Source organism: Phenylobacterium sp. (assembly GCF_036502675.1).
Taxonomy (GTDB): domain Bacteria; phylum Pseudomonadota; class Alphaproteobacteria; order Caulobacterales; family Caulobacteraceae; genus Phenylobacterium.
In genome coordinates this window covers 107749-122593 of record NZ_DASXYF010000079.1, presented here as the reverse complement: position 1 = coordinate 122593, position 14845 = coordinate 107749, and the positions used below count along the sequence as shown (strand labels likewise).

Genomic DNA, 14845 nt, shown 5'->3' with positions numbered 1-14845 from the left:
CCGCAGTGGGGAAAGGCCGTTCGCGCCCTCACCGGCGGCCGGGGCGTGGATCGGGTCGTCGAGGTCGGAGGGCCGGGCTCCATCGCCCAGTCGCTGCGTGCCGTGGCGCTGGGCGGCGAGATCGCCTCCATCGGCTTCCTCAGCACCGAGAACCCCGGCATCGACTTCTTCCAGCTCAAGACGAGCGGCGCGAGCTTCCGCAACATCACCGTCGGGGACCGCGCCGCCCTGCTGGACCTCAACCGCGCGGTCGCCGCGACCGGCCTGAAGCCGATCATCGACCGGGTCTTCGCCTTCGATGAGGCGCGCGAAGCCTTCAGCCATCTCGAAAGCGGCGCACATCTTGGCAAGGTCGTGATCCGCTGCGCGAGCTGACGTCGGTATCCCACTCGCGGGGACACTGGCGAACCTCGTGCGGCGGGCCTGAGGGCTAACGCCTTGACCGGCTCCGACGGGTGGGCGAAAGGCCGCCCATGAACATCCTCCTGGTCGGTTCCGGCGGGCGCGAGCATGCGCTGGCGTGGAAGATCAAGCAGTCGCCGCTGTTGACGCGGCTGGTCTGCGCGCCGGGCAACCCGGGCATGGCGGCCCTTGCCGAGACGCGGGACGTCAAGGCCACCGAGGTCGCGCGCCTGGTGACGCTGGCCCAGGAGATCGCCGCCGACCTGGTGGTCATCGGGCCGGAAGTGGCCGTCGAGGCCGGTCTCGCCGACGCCCTGGAGGCTGCGAACATCCCCTGCTTCGGACCCAGCGCGGCGGCCGGGCGGCTGGAATCCTCCAAGGCCTTCACCAAGGCTTTCTGCGACCGCCACCACCTGCCCACGTCGAGCTACCGGATCTGCGACGACGCGGTGGAGGCGAAGGCGGCGCTCGCCCACTTCGAGCCGCCCTATGTGGTCAAGGCCGACGGCCTGGCGGCCGGCAAGGGCGTGGTCATCGCGCCGGATCGGGCGGGGGCGGAGGCGGCCATCGACGACGCTTTCGGCGGCCACTTCGGCGCGGCCGGGGCGCGGGTGGTGATCGAGGAATATCTGGAGGGCGAGATCGGCTCGCTGTTCGCGCTCTGCGACGGCAGGACCTCCATGCTGTTCGGCTGGGCCCAAGACCACAAGCGCGCCTTCGACGGCGACGAGGGCCCCAACACCGGCGGGATGGGGACCTATTCGCCCGCCCCGGTGTTCACCCTCGACCTGGTGGACCAGATCGACCACCGGCTGGTCCGGCCGGCGTTCAAGGGCATCGCCGCGGACGGGGCGCCCTATCGCGGGGTGCTGTTCGTGGAGCTGATGGCCACCCGCCACGGCCCCAAGCTGATCGAGTTCAACGCCCGTTTCGGCGACCCGGAGTGCCAGGTCCTGATGTTGCGCCTGGAGAGCGACCTCGTCCCCTACCTGATGGCCTGCGCCACCGGGCGGCTGGCCGGGATGGCGCCGCCCGTCTGGCGCGACGATGCGGCGATCTGCGTGGTGCTGGCGGCGGAGGGTTATCCCGGCACGCCGCAGGCCGGCGGGCTGATCCAGGGGGCGGAACAGGATTTCGGCCCCGGGGTGGTGGTGTTCCACGCCGGAGCGACGCGGGACGCCGACGGCGGCCTGAGGGCCGCCGGCGGGCGGGTGCTGAACGTCTGCGCCAGGGCCGCCACCCTGCAGGCGGCGCGGGACAGGGCCTATGCGGCGGTCGACCGGATCGACTGGCCCGGCGGCTTCCACCGGCGCGACATCGGCTGGCGCGCGCTCGACCGCTGAATCGGCGCCGCTGGCTTTGCCGGTCGGGCGGCGGCCGGTAAGGTGGATTCAAACAACTGTACGACGAAGGGGCGATCATGGCCGACGAAGTCCTGGACGGCACGGACGCGCAGCGCGAGCGGCTGAACACCGGCACCAAGCCGGTGGCCGAGAGCCACCGCTTCGACGAGGCCGTCCTGGACCGCTGGCTGCGGGCCAACGTGGCCGGCTTCGCGGGCCCGCTGGAGGTGCGCCAGTTCAAGGGCGGCCAGTCCAACCCGACCTACCAGCTGGTGACGCCGGGCAAGACCTACGTCATGCGCCGCAAGCCGCCGGGCAAGCTGCTGCCCTCCGCCCACGCGGTGGACCGGGAATACCGGGTGATCAGCGCGCTGCACCCGACCGGCTTTCCGGTGGCGCGGCCCTACGGCCTGTGCCTCGACGAGGGCGTCATCGGCACCATGTTCTACGTGATGGACATGGTGGAGGGTCGCATCCTCTGGGACCAGAGCCTGCCCACCTATTCGCCGGGCGAGCGGCGGGAGATCTTCTTCGCCAAGCTGCAGACCCTGGCCGCCCTGCACAATGCCGACTACCAGGCCCTGGGCCTCGGCGACTTCGGCCGGCCGGGCAACTACATGGCCCGGCAGGTGGACCGCTGGAGCAAGCAGTACCGCGCCTCGGAGACGCAGCCGATCGTGGAGATGGAGAAGCTCATCGCCTGGTTGCCCGGCACCGTGCCGGAACAGGAGCGGACCTCGATCGTCCATGGGGACTATCGGCTCGACAACATGGTGCTGCACCCGACCGAGCCGCGGGTGATCGCGGTGCTCGACTGGGAGCTGGCCACCCTGGGCGAGCCGCTGGCCGACTTCACCTACCTGTTGATGAACTGGCACGAGGGCGCGCTGACGCGGGTGGCGGACCTCAAGGCGCACGGCGTGCCGACCGTCGAGGAGTACGTGGCGGAGTACATGCGCCTGACGGGGCGGACGCGCGCGCCCGACCTCCACTGGTTCCTCGCCTACAACGGCTTCCGGCTGGCGGCCATCCTGCAGGGCGTGATCGGCCGCGCCCGCGACGGTACGGCCAACAGTCCGCAAGCAGCCGAGATGTTGCCGCGAGTGCTGCGGCTCGCGGCTGCGGCCTGGGATTTCGCGCAGAGGGCCGGGGCGAAGGGCTGAGGCTTAGCCGAGCGCGCGCCGCAGCAGCGCGTCCAGGGCCGCCTCGTCGTCGAACGCCGCCCGCACCGGCCAGGCGGTCACGCGCGCGCGCCACTCGGGCGGCAGGCGGGCCCAGTCCTTTTCCGTGGTGACCAGCCCGGCGGAGCACCGGGCGGCGCGGTCGGCGAGCCGGCGCAGGACCGGTTCGTCATAGGCGAAGTGGTCCGGGAAGCCCGCGAAGTCGGCCAGGTCGCAGCCGGCGGCCTTCAGCGCCCGCTCCACCTTCCAGGGCTTGGCGACGCCGGCGAAGCCGAGCTGCGGGCCGGCAGGGGGCGGGGCGGCGGGGGTCAGGCGCGCGATGAGCACCGGCCGGCCGGCCAGGGCCGCCAGCAGGTGCGGGTCGGCCTCGGGCAGGTCGGCGGGCAGCAGCAGCGCCACGGCGTCGGCGCGGGCCAGGCCGGCGGCCAGCGGCTCGCGCATCGGGCCGGCGGGGAAGACCGCGCCGTCGCCGAACGGCCATTCGCCGTCGCGGGTCTCGCCGTCGACGACCACCAGGGAGAGAGTCTTGGTCAGCGACGGGTTCTGGTGGCCGTCGTCCATCACCACGGCCTTGGCCCCGGCCCGGACCGCGGCCAGTGCGCCCGCCGCGCGGTCGCGGGCCACCCAGATGGGCGCGTCGGCGGCCAGCATCAGCGGCTCGTCGCCCACCTGGCGACTGGCGTGCCGGGCGGGATCGACGCGGACCGGGCCGGCAAGCTCGCCGCCGTAGCCGCGGGACAGGCCGTGGGCGTCGACCCCCTGGGCCCGCAGCCGGCGCAGGATCTCGCGGGCGACCGGCGTCTTGCCGGCGCCGCCCATGGTCAGGTTGCCGATGCAGATCACCGGGGCGCCCGGATCGGCCGGCCGGGCGCGGGCGATGCGGCGGGCCGCAGCCCAGGCCCAGATCCAGGAGAGGGGTCGCAGCAGGGCGCGGGTCACCGGGGCCGACGCGCGTTCGCGCACGTACCACCAGCGGGGCGTGGCGAGCTTCATGGGCCGGCCAGGGGCACGAGCAGGGCGAGCGCCGTGTCGAGCGCCCCGCGCTGGCGGCCGGCGTAGGCCAGCGCCGCCTCGCCGATCCGGCGGGCGATGTGCGGATAGGTCAGCAGGCCCTGAATGTGGCGGGCCAGGGCCTGCTCGTCCACGGCCTCCAGGGCGGCCGTCTCGGCGAACATCTCGGCGTAGATCTCGCGGGCGTTGAAGGCGTGCGGGCCGGTGACCACGGGGACCCCCAGGCGCGCCGGCTCCAGGGGGTTGTGGCCGCCGACGCTCTCGGCGAAGGCCCCGCCCATGACGGCGACGTCGGCCAGGCGCAGGATCAGCCCCATCTCCCCCAGGGTGTCGGCGACGTAGGCGCAGGCTGCGGGGCCCGGCGGCTCGCCCGCGCCGCGGCGGGCGGCTGGAAGGCCCAGGGCGGCCAGCTCGGCGGCGACGGCTGCGCCGCGTCCGGGGTGGCGCGGGGCGGCGATCAGCACGGCGTCGGGGCCGTTCGCGGTCGCCTGCTGGAAGGCGCGGGCGATCAGGGCGTCCTCGCCGGGGTGCGTGCTGACGGCGGCCACGACCCGGCGGCCGGCGAGCACGGCGCGCAGGCGGGCGAGCTCGGCGGCGTCGCAGGGCAGGGGCTCGCCGACGCGCTTCAGGTTGAGGTGCGGCCCGGTGCGGGCGCCCAGGGCGCGGAGCCGGGCCTCGGTCTCGGCGTCCTGCGGCAGGACGATGTCGAAGGCGCCCAGCAGCGTCCGGGCCGCCCCGGGCGTGCGCACCCAGCGCCGGGCGCTGGCTTCGGTCATCCGGGCGGAGGCCAGCGCCAGGCGCACGCCGCGGGCGCGGGCGGCGGCGATCAGGTTGGGCCAGAGCTCGCTCTCGACGAAGATTCCCGCGGCTGGCCGCCAATGGTCCAGGAAGCGGGCGACGGCGGCGGGGCCGTCCACCGGCGCATACTGGTGGACCGCGCCGGGGGGCAGGCGGTCCTTTAACAGGGCGGCCGAGGTGACGGTGCCCGAGGTGACCACCACGGCGAGGCCGGGCTTCAGCCGCATCAGCCCTTCGGCGAGCGGCAGGAGGGAGAGGCTCTCGCCGACGCTTACCCCGTGCAGCCAGACCACCGGAGCGTCGGGGCGGGGCGCGGAGGCGCGGCCGAGGCGTTCGGCCAGGCGGGCCGGATCCTCCTTGCCGCGGCGGGCGCGGGCGCGGAGCAGGGCGCCGGCAAACGGCTCCAGCAGGCCGGTGGCGGCGGCGTAGAGCCTGAGCGGCGCCGGGGCCTGCGTCACACCACCTCGGCCGGCGCCAGGCGGCAGACGACGTCGGCGCCGGCCTCCACCTGCAAGGTGGCGTGGCCGATGCCGAAACGGTCGTGCAGGCCCTCGCAGGCCGCGTGCAGGAAGCCGTCGCCGTCGTCGTCGGGAGCGGCGGGGCGGATCAGGTGCGCGGTGAGGGCCACCTCGGTGGTGCTCATGGCCCAGACGTGCAGGTCGTGCACCTCGACGACGCCGGGCAGGGCGGCGAGCCAGGCGCCGACGGCGGCCACGTCGACCCCCTTCGGGGCGGCGTCCAGCGCCATGTCGACGGACTCGCGCAGCAGGCCCCAGGTCCCGAAGACGATCACGGCGGCGATGCCCAGGCTGAGCGCCGGGTCGATCCAGGCCAGCCCCGTGGCGGCCATCAGGGCCGCGCCGACCACCACGGCGAGGGAGACGGCGGCGTCGGCGGCCATGTGCTGGAAGGCGCCGCGGACGTTGATGTCGTCCCGGCCGCGCAGGAAGAGCAGGGCGGTGGCGGTGTTCAGCACGACGCCCAGCGCCGCCGTCGCCATCACCGCCTGGGTCGCCACCGGGGCGGGGGCGAACACCCGGCGCACTGACTCCGAGACGATGGCCCCCACCGCGACCAGCAGCAGGATGGCGTTGGTCAGCGAGGCCAGGATGGTGGCCTTACGCAGGCCATAGGTGCGCTGGGCCGTGGGCGCGCGCCTGGCCAACGCCGCCGCGCCCCAGGCCAGCAGCAGCGAGAGCACGTCGGAGAGGTTGTGGCCGGCGTCGGCCAGCAGGGCGAGCGAGCCGGACCACAGGCCCACGCCCGCCTCGACCAGCACGAAGGCGGTGTTCAGGGCGACCGCAGCGGCGAAGGCGCGGCCGAAGTCCCTGGGCGCATGGTCGTGCCCCCCGTGGGCGCCCCCACGGACGTGGTCATGGCCGTGATCGTGCGGCCCGTGAAGGTGGTCGGCGTGCGCCATGGCCCTATGTCTCACCGCGGGCGGCGGCGATCAATGCGCGCGGCCCTCGGCCAGCATCTCCGCCCGGCGGGTGGCGGCGGCGAGCCGGGCCGACCACTCGGCGGCCAGCGCCTCGACCGCGGCCTCGTCCGCGTCGGGGGGGACGTAGCAGGGGCCGTCCCAGACCATGGCTCCGCGGCCGAAGGGCAGGGCGACCTGCATCCGGTCCCAGTCGTTCAGGCGGATGGCCGGCGCGGCGGCCATGCCCATCAGATAGACCGGCGCGCCGGTGCGCCGGGCGATCTGCACCGAGCCCGGGGCGATCACCTCGTTGGGGCCGCGCGGGCCGTCCGGCGTGATCACCAGAACGCCGCCGTCGTCCACCCAGGTCACCGCCTCGCGGAAGGCGGCGACCAGGGCCCGGGCCTTGGCGGAATCGCCTTTCTTGGCGGTGGAGGCGCGGATCGCCGGATAGCCCAGGGCCTCCAGGGCGACGGACAGGAAGGCGCCGTCGGCGGAGGGCGAGATCATGCAGCGCCGCCTGGGCCGCGCCCGCCAGACATCGCCCATCACCAGGCAGAGCGGGATGCGCCCGTGCCAGAAGAGCGCGAGCGCCCCGTGCTCGGCGGCCAGCGCCGGTTGCACGGCGGCCAGGTTCTCATGGCGCCAGCGCACCGTACGGCGGATGAGCTTCAGGTAGGCCACCAGGACCCGGGCCAGCACGGTCTGGACGCGACGGTCGCGCAGGAGGCGCTTCACGCGGCGGACTCCGCCTCCAGGTCCTGGCCGCCCGCCAGCCGAGCATAGAGGCCGCGGGCGCGCATGAGCGCCGCATGGTCGCCGGTCTCGACGATGCGGCCCCTGTCGATGACATAGATCCGGTCGGCGCCGCGCACGGTGGACTGGCGGTGGGCGATGAGGATGGTGGTGCGCCCGGCCATCAGCCGCGAGAGCGCCGCCTGCACTTGGGCCTCGCTCTCGGTGTCCAGCGCGCTGGTGGCCTCGTCCAGCAGCAGGATGGGGGCGTCCTTCAGGAAGGCGCGGGCGATGGCGATGCGTTGGCGCTGGCCGCCGGAAAGCCGGGCGCCGGCCTCGCCGACCTGGGTGTCGTAGCCCTCGGGCAGGGCCGTGATGAAGTCGTGGGCGGCCGCGGCGCGGGCGGCGGCCTCGATCTCGGCCTGGCCGGCGCCGGGCCTGGCGTAGGCGATGTTGCCGCGGACGGTGTCGTCGAACAGGAACGGCTCCTGGGTGACGAGGGCGATATGGGCGCGGAGGGAGGCCAGGGTGACGGCGCGGACGTCGGCCCCGTCGATGGCCACCCGGCCTGCGGTGGCGTCGTAGAAGCGGGGGATCAGGTTGAGGATGGTGGTCTTGCCGCCGCCGGACGGACCCACCAGGGCGACGATCTCGCCGCGGCGCGCCTCGAGGGTGACGGCGTCGAGGGCCGACGGCCCTTCGCCGTAGGCGAAGCTGACGGCCTCGAAGCGGATGGTCGCCTCGCCCGCGCCCAGCGGATGGGCGGCGGGGGCCTCGCGCACCTCCGGCTCCACGTCCAGGGCCGCGAACAGCCGGCGGGCCGCCGACAGGCCCTCGGCCATCACCGTCTGCAGGTTGGCGAGCTGGCGCAGCGACTGGGAGGCCATGCCGAGCGCGGTCATGAAGGAGACGAAGCCGCCCACGTTGATCGCGCCGCTCTGCGAGCGCCAGCCGGCGTAGGCCAGCACGCCCGCCACCACCAGGGTCATCAGGGTCTCGGTGGCCGGGGCGGCGAAGGCCCGCGCATTGGCGCCCTTCACAAGGTGGCGCTGGCGGCGCGCCACCACCTGGGCGACGCGGGCCTCCTCATAGGCCTCGCGGTTCTCGATCTTGACCACCCGGACGCCGTCCAGGCTCTCCATCACCGCGGTGGAGAGGGCCGAGGTCTCGGTCATCGCCCCCTTGGCGGCCTTGGTGGTGCGCCGGGCGAAGCGGCGCATGATGGCGCTGGCCAGGGGGGCGGCGACGATCACTCCGATCGCCAGGCCCTTGTCGTTGGAGACCATCAGGGTGATGGCCCCCAGCACGATCAGCAGGTGCTGGGTGTAGTTGATCACGCCCTGGGTGGCGGCCTCGCGGATCAGGCCGGCGTCGTAGAGCACGGAGGAGACATAGGCGCCGGTGTGCTGGGCGCGGATGCGGGCCAGGTCGGCGCGCACCAGCTTGCCGAACAGCTGCACCTGCACGTCGCCGACCACGGCGTTGCCGATGCGGTTGACCAGCGCCGCCTGGGCCACCTGCGCCACGCCGCGGCCCAGGGCGTAGGCGGCGATGGTCAGCGGGATCGAGACCAGGGTCCCGGGCTTGTGGTTGACCAGCAGATCGTTGACCGCCGGCTCCAGGATCTGGGCCAGTTTGACCGAAAGGACGGCGACGACGATGGCGGCGACTGCGGCGCCGGCCAGGCCGGCCCCGCGCGGCGCCAGGTAGATCCGCCAGATGCGGCCGATCAGGACGCGGGCCGGCAGCTCCGCGACGGGGGCGCTCTCGCTCATGCGCATGGGGTCCCGCGATGTGGTCGCGAAGTCAAGCGCGCCGCGGCCTCTTTGCGCCGGCGCCGTTCAGCGCCTAGGTAGGAACTGCGGAACTGCGGAGCGCCCCTTGGCCGAATTCGACCTGACCACCCCGGCGGGGCGCGTGCGGACCTACCTCGACTACCTGTGGAACGACCACGCCTACCTGCGGCTGGGCTTTTCCAACGCCCACTGGATCAGCGACGAGCTGGTCCGCGCCAACCAGCCCTGGCCGCACCAGCTGGCGGAATGGAAGCGGCGGGGAATCAGGACGGTGGTCAACCTGCGCGGCGGGTTCGACGCCAGCTTCCACGCCCTGGAGAAGGACGCCTGCCAGCGGCTGGGGCTGGCGATGGTGGACTTCACCATCACCTCGCGCGAGGTCCCCAGCCGCCCCCGGGTGCTGGGCGCCAAGCGGCTGTTCGAGACCATCGCCTACCCCGCCATGATGCACTGCAAGTCAGGGGCGGACCGGGCGGGGATCATGAGCGTGTTCTACATGCACTTCCGCAAGGGCCGGACGATCCGCGAGGCGGTGGACCAGCTCCACCTGCGCTACCTGCACGTCCGGGCCGGCAAGACCGGCGTGCTGGACTACACCTTCGAGCGCTACCTGGCTGAAGGCGAGCCCGCGGGGATGAGCTTCCTCGAATGGGTGGAGAGCCCGGCCTACGATCCGGCCGGCATCAAGGCCGACTTCCGCGCCCGGTGGTGGGGCGAACTGCTGACCGAACAGTTCCTGCGCCGGGAATAGCGGCGGCCGGCGCACTGTCGCCCAGCGGACAGACTGCACCGCGCGGCGCAGCTAGAGTGCACCGATGACGACCGAGACGGAGAGCGCCGAGGACTACTACACCCTGCTGGCGGTGCGGGCCGACGGGGTGGCCCCGGTGGTCGACCTGCTGCCGGCCGAAGGCGTCCCCAGGCTGCGCGACCGAGCGATGGCGATGCTGGCCGAGCACGCCAGCTGCGAGAGCGTCGAGGTCTGGCGGGGCGTGTTCCTCGTGGAGCGGTTCAGCCGGTAAGCGGCGGCCTCAATGCCCGCGACCGTCCTCGCTGGGGTCGAGCAGCTTGTGGGCGTGGATGATGAAGTAGCGCATCAGGGCGTTGTCCACCGTGGCCTGGGCCTTGGCGCGCCAGGCCTTCAGGGCGCTGTCGTAGTCCGGATAGGCGCCGACGAACTCCACCTTCGACGGGTCGCGGAACTGGTTGTGCTGCAGATCGGCGAGTTCGCCGCCGATCACCAGGTGCAGGAGCTGTCTGTCGGACATGGCGCGCCTTATTTGTTCGGGGCTGTTCGTTCCGGGAGCGCGATATGCCCGAGGCGCTCCAGGATCAATGGGGCCAGTCCGGCCGCGGCGCAAACCAGGCTCGGCTGCTGCGGAATTGGGCCGTTGAAGCGGAAAGGCCGCCCGTGGTGGTCGCCGCAGGCCGCGCCCGCCTCCCGGGCGATCAGGTCGCCGGCCGCCAGGTCCCAGTCGTGCTTGGGAACCAGGGCGATGGCGCCGTCGAACTCGCCGGAGGCCACCAGGCACATGCGGTAGGCGGTGGCGTTGCGGGATTCCACGCGTAAGGGCGGCCAGGGCCTCGGCCAGCCCGGATGGCTGAAAAAGCCCTTGTCGCCGACCATGCCGGCGCCTTCCAGCGCGGAGACCGTGCTGCAGCGGATCGGCCGGCCGTCCAGGGTGGCGCCGCCGCCGGCGACGGCGGTGAAGGTCTGGTCCGCCTGGGGCGCGAAGATCGCGCCGGCGATCGGCCGGCCGTCCTCCACCACGGCGATGGAGACCACCCAGCCCAGGCGGCCGCGGAGGAAGTCGCGGGTGCCGTCGATGGGATCGACCATGAACACCCGCCGCCGCGAGAGCCGGTCGCGGTCGTCGGCGGTTTCTTCAGAGAGCCAGCCGTAATCGGGCCGGGCGGCGCGCAGGCGCTCGGTGAGCAGGGCGTCGCAGGCGAGGTCGGCGTTGGTGACCGGCGAGTCGCCCGCCTTGTAGCGGGTCTCGAGGCCGGCGTTGCGCAGGGTCAGGGCGAGGGCGCCGGCCGCCCGCGCGGCGTCGACGATCAGGGAAAGGTCGTCGCGCCCGCCCGCCGTCATAGACCTGCGATCGCCAGGGCGTCGACCAGCAGCGACGGCGCGTTGGCCCCGCCGCGGAACTCCAGGTCGGCGCCGGGGACCAGGCGGGCGTAGATGTCGATCAGGTTGCCCGCCACGGTGATCTCGTTGACCGGATAGGCCGGCTCGCCGCCCTCGAACCAGAAGCCGGAGCAGCCGACCGACCAGTCGCCGGTGTTGCCGTTCAGCGAGGGGCCGAACATCGAGGTGATCAGCAGGCCCGCGCCCGCATCGCGCATCAGGGCCGCGCGGTCCGCCGTCCCCGGCTGCATCGTCAGATTGGCCGGCGACACGCCGGGCGGCCCCGCCAGCCCGCGTGAGGCGTGGCCGGTGGAGGGCAGGCCGAGCTGGCGGCCCGCGGCGGAGTTCAGGAGCCAGGTGGTGAGCACGCCCTTGTCGATCAGGTTGCGCGGGCGGTTGGCGACGCCCTCGTCGTCGAAGGGCGCCGAGCCCAGACCGCGCTTGCGGTGCGGGTCGTCGCTGACGGTGACGCCGGGGGCGAACACCGGTTTGTCCAGCTTGTCCTTCAGGAAGGAGGTGCCGCGGGCGATCGAGGGGCCGGAAATGGCGCCGATCAGCGGACCGAGCAGCGAGGCGGCCAGGCGGTTCTCGAAGATCACCGGCGCGGTGGTGGAGGCGATCTTGCGCGCGCCCAGGCGGTTGGCGGCGCGGCGGCCGGCCTCGGCGCCGATCGCCTCGGCGGCGGGCAGGTCGGATCGCCAGCGCACGGAGCGCCAGTCGCTGCCGCTTTCCATCACCTGGCCGTCGCCGGCGATGGCCGAGGCGCTGATCGAAAACCCCGAGGCGCGGTGCAGGCCGGAAAAGCCGCCGCTGGTCACCAGCCGCCACTGGGTGCTGGACCAGGAGGCCGAGGCCCCGTCGGAATTGACCACCCCGGGCGTGGCGCGCGCGGCGTCCTCGGCGGTGCGGGCGTCGGCCTCGAGGTGCTCGGGCGTAGGCTCGGTGGGATCGTAGAGGTCGAGGTCCGGCAGCGGGCCCCTGGCCAGCATCTGCGGATCGGCGAGGCCGGCGTAGGGGTCCTCCGGCGCGAGGCGGGCCATGGCCACCACCCGCTCGACGAGCTTTGCGCGGGCGTCGGGCGAGACGTCGGAGCCGGAGACCGAAGCCTGCCGGCGGCCGACGAAGACCCGCAGGCCCAGGTCGCGGGACTCCTCGCGCTCGACTTCCTCGAGTTCGCCCAGGCGGACGGTGATGGAAAGGGCCCGGCGCTCGGCGCCTACGGCTTCGGCGGCGTCGGCCCCGGCCTTCAAGGCCGCGGCGACCAGATCGTTCAGCAGGACGTCATCCATGGGCCGGATATGGCCGACCGCGACCGGCGGAGCAAGCAGGGCCGCCGGCCAGCGGGCTGGAGCTAGGCGATGGCGTAGACCAGCAGGGCCACGCCGATGAACACATAGGCGACCCAGGTCAGCACCATGCCGGCGGCGCGGGGCAGGGTGGCCGCACCGCTGCGGCTCAGGCCGACCGCGTGCACCACGCGGCCCAGGAACAGGGCGAGGCCGGAGATGTGGACGACCAGCGGCTGGACGTCGAGCACCGCCATCAAGGTCAGCGCCGCCAGGCCGGCAGGCACATATTCCGTGGCGTTGCCGAACGCCCTCACCGCGTGCGTGAGCGACGGCACCCCGCCGTCGCCCAGCGCCACTCTGTGCGCCTGGCGCTGACGCACCACCAGGACCGAAAGGGTAAGGAGCAGGAGGAGGTGCAGCCCCACCCACAGGGCCGCGGCGTGAGCGGACGTCGCCTCAGGCATCGGCGCGCTCCGTGGCCGTCATCGGGGCGCGCAGTTGCGCGCGGTTGGGCGCGGAGGGCAAGGGCCGGGCCTCAGTCCACCGGCCGGCCGTCGCCCGGCAGGCCGAGCCTGGCCCACTTCTCGGTCACGGCGGCGACCGTGGCCGGGTCCATGCCCAGCTTCTCGCCCCACTCCCGCTTGGTTTCCGGCGGCCATTTGTTGGTGGCGTCGAGGCCGATCTTCGAGCCCAGGCCGGATTCCGGCGAGGCGAAGTCCAGGTAGTCGATGGGGGTGTTCTCGATCACCGTGATGTCGCGGGCGGGGTCCATGCGGGTGGAGATGGCCCACATGACGTCCTTCCAGTCGCGGGCGTCGATGTCGTCATCCACCACGATCACCCACTTGGTGTACATGAACTGCCGCAGGTAGCTCCAGACGCCCATCATCACGCGCTTGGCGTGGCCGGGGTAGGCCTTCTTCATGGAGACCACGGCGATCCGGTAGCTGCAGCCCTCCGGCGGCAGCCAGAAGTCGACGATCTCCGGGAACTGCTGGCGCAGGAGCGGAATGAACACCTCGTTGAGCGCCTCGCCCAGGATGCTGGGCTCGTCCGGCGGCCGGCCGGTGAAGGTGGTCAGGTAGATGGGGTCGCGGCGCATGGTGATGGCGCTGACCTGGAACACCGGGAACCGCTCGACGGAATTGTAGTAGCCGGTGTGGTCGCCGTAGGGGCCCTCGTCGGCATACTCGTCCAGCAGCACATGGCCCTCGATGACGATCTCGGCGTTGGCCGGCACCAGCAGCGGGACGGTCCTGGCGGCGACCAGCTCCATCTTCGCGCCGCGCAGCAGGCCGGCGAACTGATATTCCGACAGCGTGTCCGGTACGGGAGTCACCGCCGCCAGGATGGTCCCCGGATCGGCGCCGATCACCGCGCAGGCGGGCAGCGGTTCGCGCCGGCCCTCGGCCTTCCAGCGGCGATGGTGCTGCGCGCCGCCGCGGTGGGCCAGCCAGCGCATGACGGTCCGGTCCGGCCCCAGCACCTGCATGCGGTAGACGCCGAGGTTGAAATCGTCCTCCCGCGAGGTCGACGGCCCCTTGGTGACCACCAGCGGCCAGGTGATCAGCGGCGCCGGCTCCCCCGGCCAGCAGGTCTGGATCGGCAGCCTGGAGAGGTCGATGTCGGAGCCGGTCAGCACCACGTCCTGCACCGGCGCCTGCTTCACCGTCTGCGGCCGCATGGACATGACGGTCCTGGCCAGCGGCAGCATGTCCACGGCGTCCTTCAGCCCGCGCGGCGGCTCCGGCGCACGCAGAAAGGCCAGCAGCTCGCCCACCTCGCGCAGGTCCTCCGGCGTCGAACGCTCGCGGCCTCCCAGGGTGACGCCCATGGCCACCCGCCTGACCGTGCCGAACAGGTTGGCGAGCGCCGGGATGGGCGAGACGGTCCCGTCGGCGAGGACCGGCTTCTCGAACAACACCGCGGGGCCGCCGGCCGCCAGCAGCCGGCGCTGGATCTCGGTGATTTCCAGCACCGTGGAGACCGGCTCGGCGACGCGCACGAGCTCGCCCGCCGCTTCCAGCCGGGCCAGGAACTCCCTGAGCGAGCGATAGGCCATGGGAACTCCCGGGGATCGACGGCGCGCGAAGCTAGGGCGGGCGGGCCCGCCTGTCACGCTTTCGAGCTGGGCGGGCCTTCAGCCCCGCGCCGCCAGGCGCCGCGCGGCCTCGGCGAGATCGGCCGGGGTGTTCACGTTGAGAAAGGCCTCGCGGTCGGTGAAGGCCACCTGGGCGGCGTTGGCGTCGGTCAGCACCTGGTGCACCGGCGGGTGCAGGCCGTCGGCCAGAGCCGCGCGCAAAGGACGGGCGAGGGCCGTCCGCCAGAGCGCGCAGAGCGGCTGCAGGCCGTCGGGGGTCCGCGCGACCGCGGCCGGCGCGGCGCCGATCTCCGACAGCAGCCGCGCCTCCAGGTCGTCGGGCAGCAGCGGCGCGTCGCAGGGCAGGGTGATGAGCAGTTCCTCACGCTGGCCTAGCGCCCAGTCGAGGCCGGCCAGCACCCCTGACAGCGGCCCGCGCGGAGCCCCGTAGGGGTCCGGCAGCAGCGGTGCGCCGAGGCTTCCGGCGAGGCGCTCCGCCGCCGCGCCCGCCGGCGCGCTGACGGCGACCTGGCTGCAGACGGCCGCCAGCCGGCGGTGGGCGCGCTCCAGCAAGGTGAGGCCGCCGAGCTCGGCCGCGGCCTTTTCGCGGCCGAATCGCCGCGAACGGCCGCCGGCGAGAACCAAACCCAAAGCCATCG

16 protein-coding genes are annotated in these 14845 nt (G+C 73.4%); 5 read left to right on the top strand and 11 right to left on the bottom strand.

What is annotated here, in order from left to right; genetic code table 11:
* The 3 genes from VGL30_RS10035 to VGL30_RS10025 form a co-directional block, all read left to right on the top strand.
* A partial coding sequence (locus VGL30_RS10035; RefSeq protein ID WP_331539462.1) for a zinc-binding dehydrogenase occupies positions 1-375 on the top strand: 375 nt, incomplete at its 5' end.
* A 98-nt stretch (positions 376-473) separates the two neighbouring features.
* Positions 474-1745, top strand: coding sequence for a phosphoribosylamine--glycine ligase (gene purD / locus VGL30_RS10030; protein ID WP_331539460.1), 1272 nt, complete (start codon positions 474-476; stop codon positions 1743-1745).
* Between the two features lie 77 nt (positions 1746-1822).
* Positions 1823-2908, top strand: a complete 1086-nt coding sequence (locus tag VGL30_RS10025; protein ID WP_331539458.1) for a phosphotransferase — start codon at positions 1823-1825, stop codon at positions 2906-2908.
* A gap of 3 nt (positions 2909-2911) precedes the next feature.
* Here the strand turns inward: VGL30_RS10025 and lpxK are convergent, their stop codons facing one another.
* Genes lpxK through VGL30_RS10000 form a run of 5 tightly spaced genes read right to left on the bottom strand, consistent with a single transcriptional unit; the run spans position 2912 to position 8665 of the window.
* The gene (gene lpxK, locus VGL30_RS10020; RefSeq protein ID WP_331539456.1) at positions 2912-3919 is read right to left on the bottom strand and encodes a tetraacyldisaccharide 4'-kinase; all 1008 of its coding nucleotides are present in this window, start codon (positions 3917-3919) and stop codon (positions 2912-2914) included.
* A complete protein-coding gene (locus tag VGL30_RS10015) occupies positions 3916-5193 on the bottom strand; it encodes a 3-deoxy-D-manno-octulosonic acid transferase (RefSeq protein WP_331539454.1) in 1278 nt (425 codons plus the stop codon). The genes lpxK and VGL30_RS10015 overlap by 4 nt, the downstream gene beginning before the upstream one ends.
* Positions 5190-6155 (bottom strand): cation diffusion facilitator family transporter, encoded by a 966-nt coding sequence (locus VGL30_RS10010; protein WP_331539452.1) that lies wholly within the window; start codon positions 6153-6155, stop codon positions 5190-5192. The genes VGL30_RS10015 and VGL30_RS10010 overlap by 4 nt, the downstream gene beginning before the upstream one ends.
* Before the next feature lie 30 nt (positions 6156-6185).
* Positions 6186-6893 (bottom strand): lysophospholipid acyltransferase family protein, encoded by a 708-nt coding sequence (locus VGL30_RS10005; protein ID WP_331539450.1) that lies wholly within the window; start codon positions 6891-6893, stop codon positions 6186-6188.
* Positions 6890-8665: an ABC transporter ATP-binding protein gene (locus VGL30_RS10000; protein ID WP_331539448.1), complete on the bottom strand. Its 1776-nt coding sequence runs from the start codon at positions 8663-8665 to the stop codon at positions 6890-6892. The genes VGL30_RS10005 and VGL30_RS10000 overlap by 4 nt, the downstream gene beginning before the upstream one ends.
* A 106-nt stretch (positions 8666-8771) precedes the next feature.
* Here VGL30_RS10000 and VGL30_RS09995 point away from each other — a divergent pair, with 106 nt between their 5' ends.
* Both VGL30_RS09995 and VGL30_RS09990 read left to right on the top strand, forming a co-directional pair.
* Positions 8772-9437: a fused DSP-PTPase phosphatase/NAD kinase-like protein gene (locus VGL30_RS09995; protein ID WP_331539446.1), complete on the top strand. Its 666-nt coding sequence runs from the start codon at positions 8772-8774 to the stop codon at positions 9435-9437.
* Between the two features lie 64 nt (positions 9438-9501).
* Positions 9502-9708: a hypothetical protein gene (locus VGL30_RS09990; protein WP_331539444.1), complete on the top strand. Its 207-nt coding sequence runs from the start codon at positions 9502-9504 to the stop codon at positions 9706-9708.
* A gap of 9 nt (positions 9709-9717) precedes the next feature.
* Here VGL30_RS09990 and VGL30_RS09985 read toward each other — a convergent pair whose 3' ends face one another.
* From VGL30_RS09985 to mobA, 6 genes are all read right to left on the bottom strand, one after another.
* The gene (locus VGL30_RS09985; protein ID WP_331539442.1) at positions 9718-9954 is read right to left on the bottom strand and encodes a DUF4170 domain-containing protein; all 237 of its coding nucleotides are present in this window, start codon (positions 9952-9954) and stop codon (positions 9718-9720) included.
* Positions 9955-9962: 8 nt separating this feature from the next.
* Positions 9963-10778 carry a 3'(2'),5'-bisphosphate nucleotidase CysQ gene (locus tag VGL30_RS09980; RefSeq protein ID WP_331539440.1) on the bottom strand — a complete coding sequence of 272 codons (816 nt, stop codon included), beginning with the start codon at positions 10776-10778 and terminating at the stop codon, positions 9963-9965.
* A complete protein-coding gene (locus VGL30_RS09975) occupies positions 10775-12106 on the bottom strand; it encodes a TldD/PmbA family protein (protein WP_331539438.1) in 1332 nt (443 codons plus the stop codon). The genes VGL30_RS09980 and VGL30_RS09975 overlap by 4 nt, the downstream gene beginning before the upstream one ends.
* A gap of 62 nt (positions 12107-12168) precedes the next feature.
* Positions 12169-12570, bottom strand: coding sequence for an MAPEG family protein (locus VGL30_RS09970; RefSeq protein ID WP_331539436.1), 402 nt, complete (start codon positions 12568-12570; stop codon positions 12169-12171).
* A gap of 71 nt (positions 12571-12641) precedes the next feature.
* A complete protein-coding gene (locus VGL30_RS09965) occupies positions 12642-14168 on the bottom strand; it encodes a UbiD family decarboxylase (RefSeq protein WP_331539434.1) in 1527 nt (508 codons plus the stop codon).
* Positions 14169-14246: 78 nt separating this feature from the next.
* Positions 14247-14843 (bottom strand): molybdenum cofactor guanylyltransferase, encoded by a 597-nt coding sequence (gene mobA / locus VGL30_RS09960; protein ID WP_331539432.1) that lies wholly within the window; start codon positions 14841-14843, stop codon positions 14247-14249.
* Positions 14844-14845 lie beyond the last annotated feature (2 nt).

What these genes read in the sequence shown, in the direction of transcription:
- VGL30_RS09980 (WP_331539440.1), bottom strand. Translation starts at nt 10,778, where the DNA reads ATGACGGCGGGCGGGCGCGACGACCTTTCCCTGATCGTCGACGCCGCG.
- VGL30_RS09965 (WP_331539434.1), bottom strand. Translation starts at nt 14,168, where the DNA reads ATGGCCTATCGCTCGCTCAGGGAGTTCCTGGCCCGGCTGGAAGCGGCG.
- VGL30_RS10025 (WP_331539458.1), top strand. Translation starts at nt 1,823, where the DNA reads ATGGCCGACGAAGTCCTGGACGGCACGGACGCGCAGCGCGAGCGGCTG.
- lpxK (WP_331539456.1), bottom strand. Translation starts at nt 3,919, where the DNA reads ATGAAGCTCGCCACGCCCCGCTGGTGGTACGTGCGCGAACGCGCGTCG.
- VGL30_RS09970 (WP_331539436.1), bottom strand. Translation starts at nt 12,570, where the DNA reads ATGCCTGAGGCGACGTCCGCTCACGCCGCGGCCCTGTGGGTGGGGCTG.
- VGL30_RS09990 (WP_331539444.1), top strand. Translation starts at nt 9,502, where the DNA reads ATGACGACCGAGACGGAGAGCGCCGAGGACTACTACACCCTGCTGGCG.
- VGL30_RS09975 (WP_331539438.1), bottom strand. Translation starts at nt 12,106, where the DNA reads ATGGATGACGTCCTGCTGAACGATCTGGTCGCCGCGGCCTTGAAGGCC.
- mobA (WP_331539432.1), bottom strand. Translation starts at nt 14,843, where the DNA reads ATGGCTTTGGGTTTGGTTCTCGCCGGCGGCCGTTCGCGGCGATTCGGC.
- VGL30_RS09985 (WP_331539442.1), bottom strand. Translation starts at nt 9,954, where the DNA reads ATGTCCGACAGACAGCTCCTGCACCTGGTGATCGGCGGCGAACTCGCC.
- VGL30_RS10010 (WP_331539452.1), bottom strand. Translation starts at nt 6,155, where the DNA reads ATGGCGCACGCCGACCACCTTCACGGGCCGCACGATCACGGCCATGAC.
- VGL30_RS10000 (WP_331539448.1), bottom strand. Translation starts at nt 8,665, where the DNA reads ATGAGCGAGAGCGCCCCCGTCGCGGAGCTGCCGGCCCGCGTCCTGATC.
- purD (WP_331539460.1), top strand. Translation starts at nt 474, where the DNA reads ATGAACATCCTCCTGGTCGGTTCCGGCGGGCGCGAGCATGCGCTGGCG.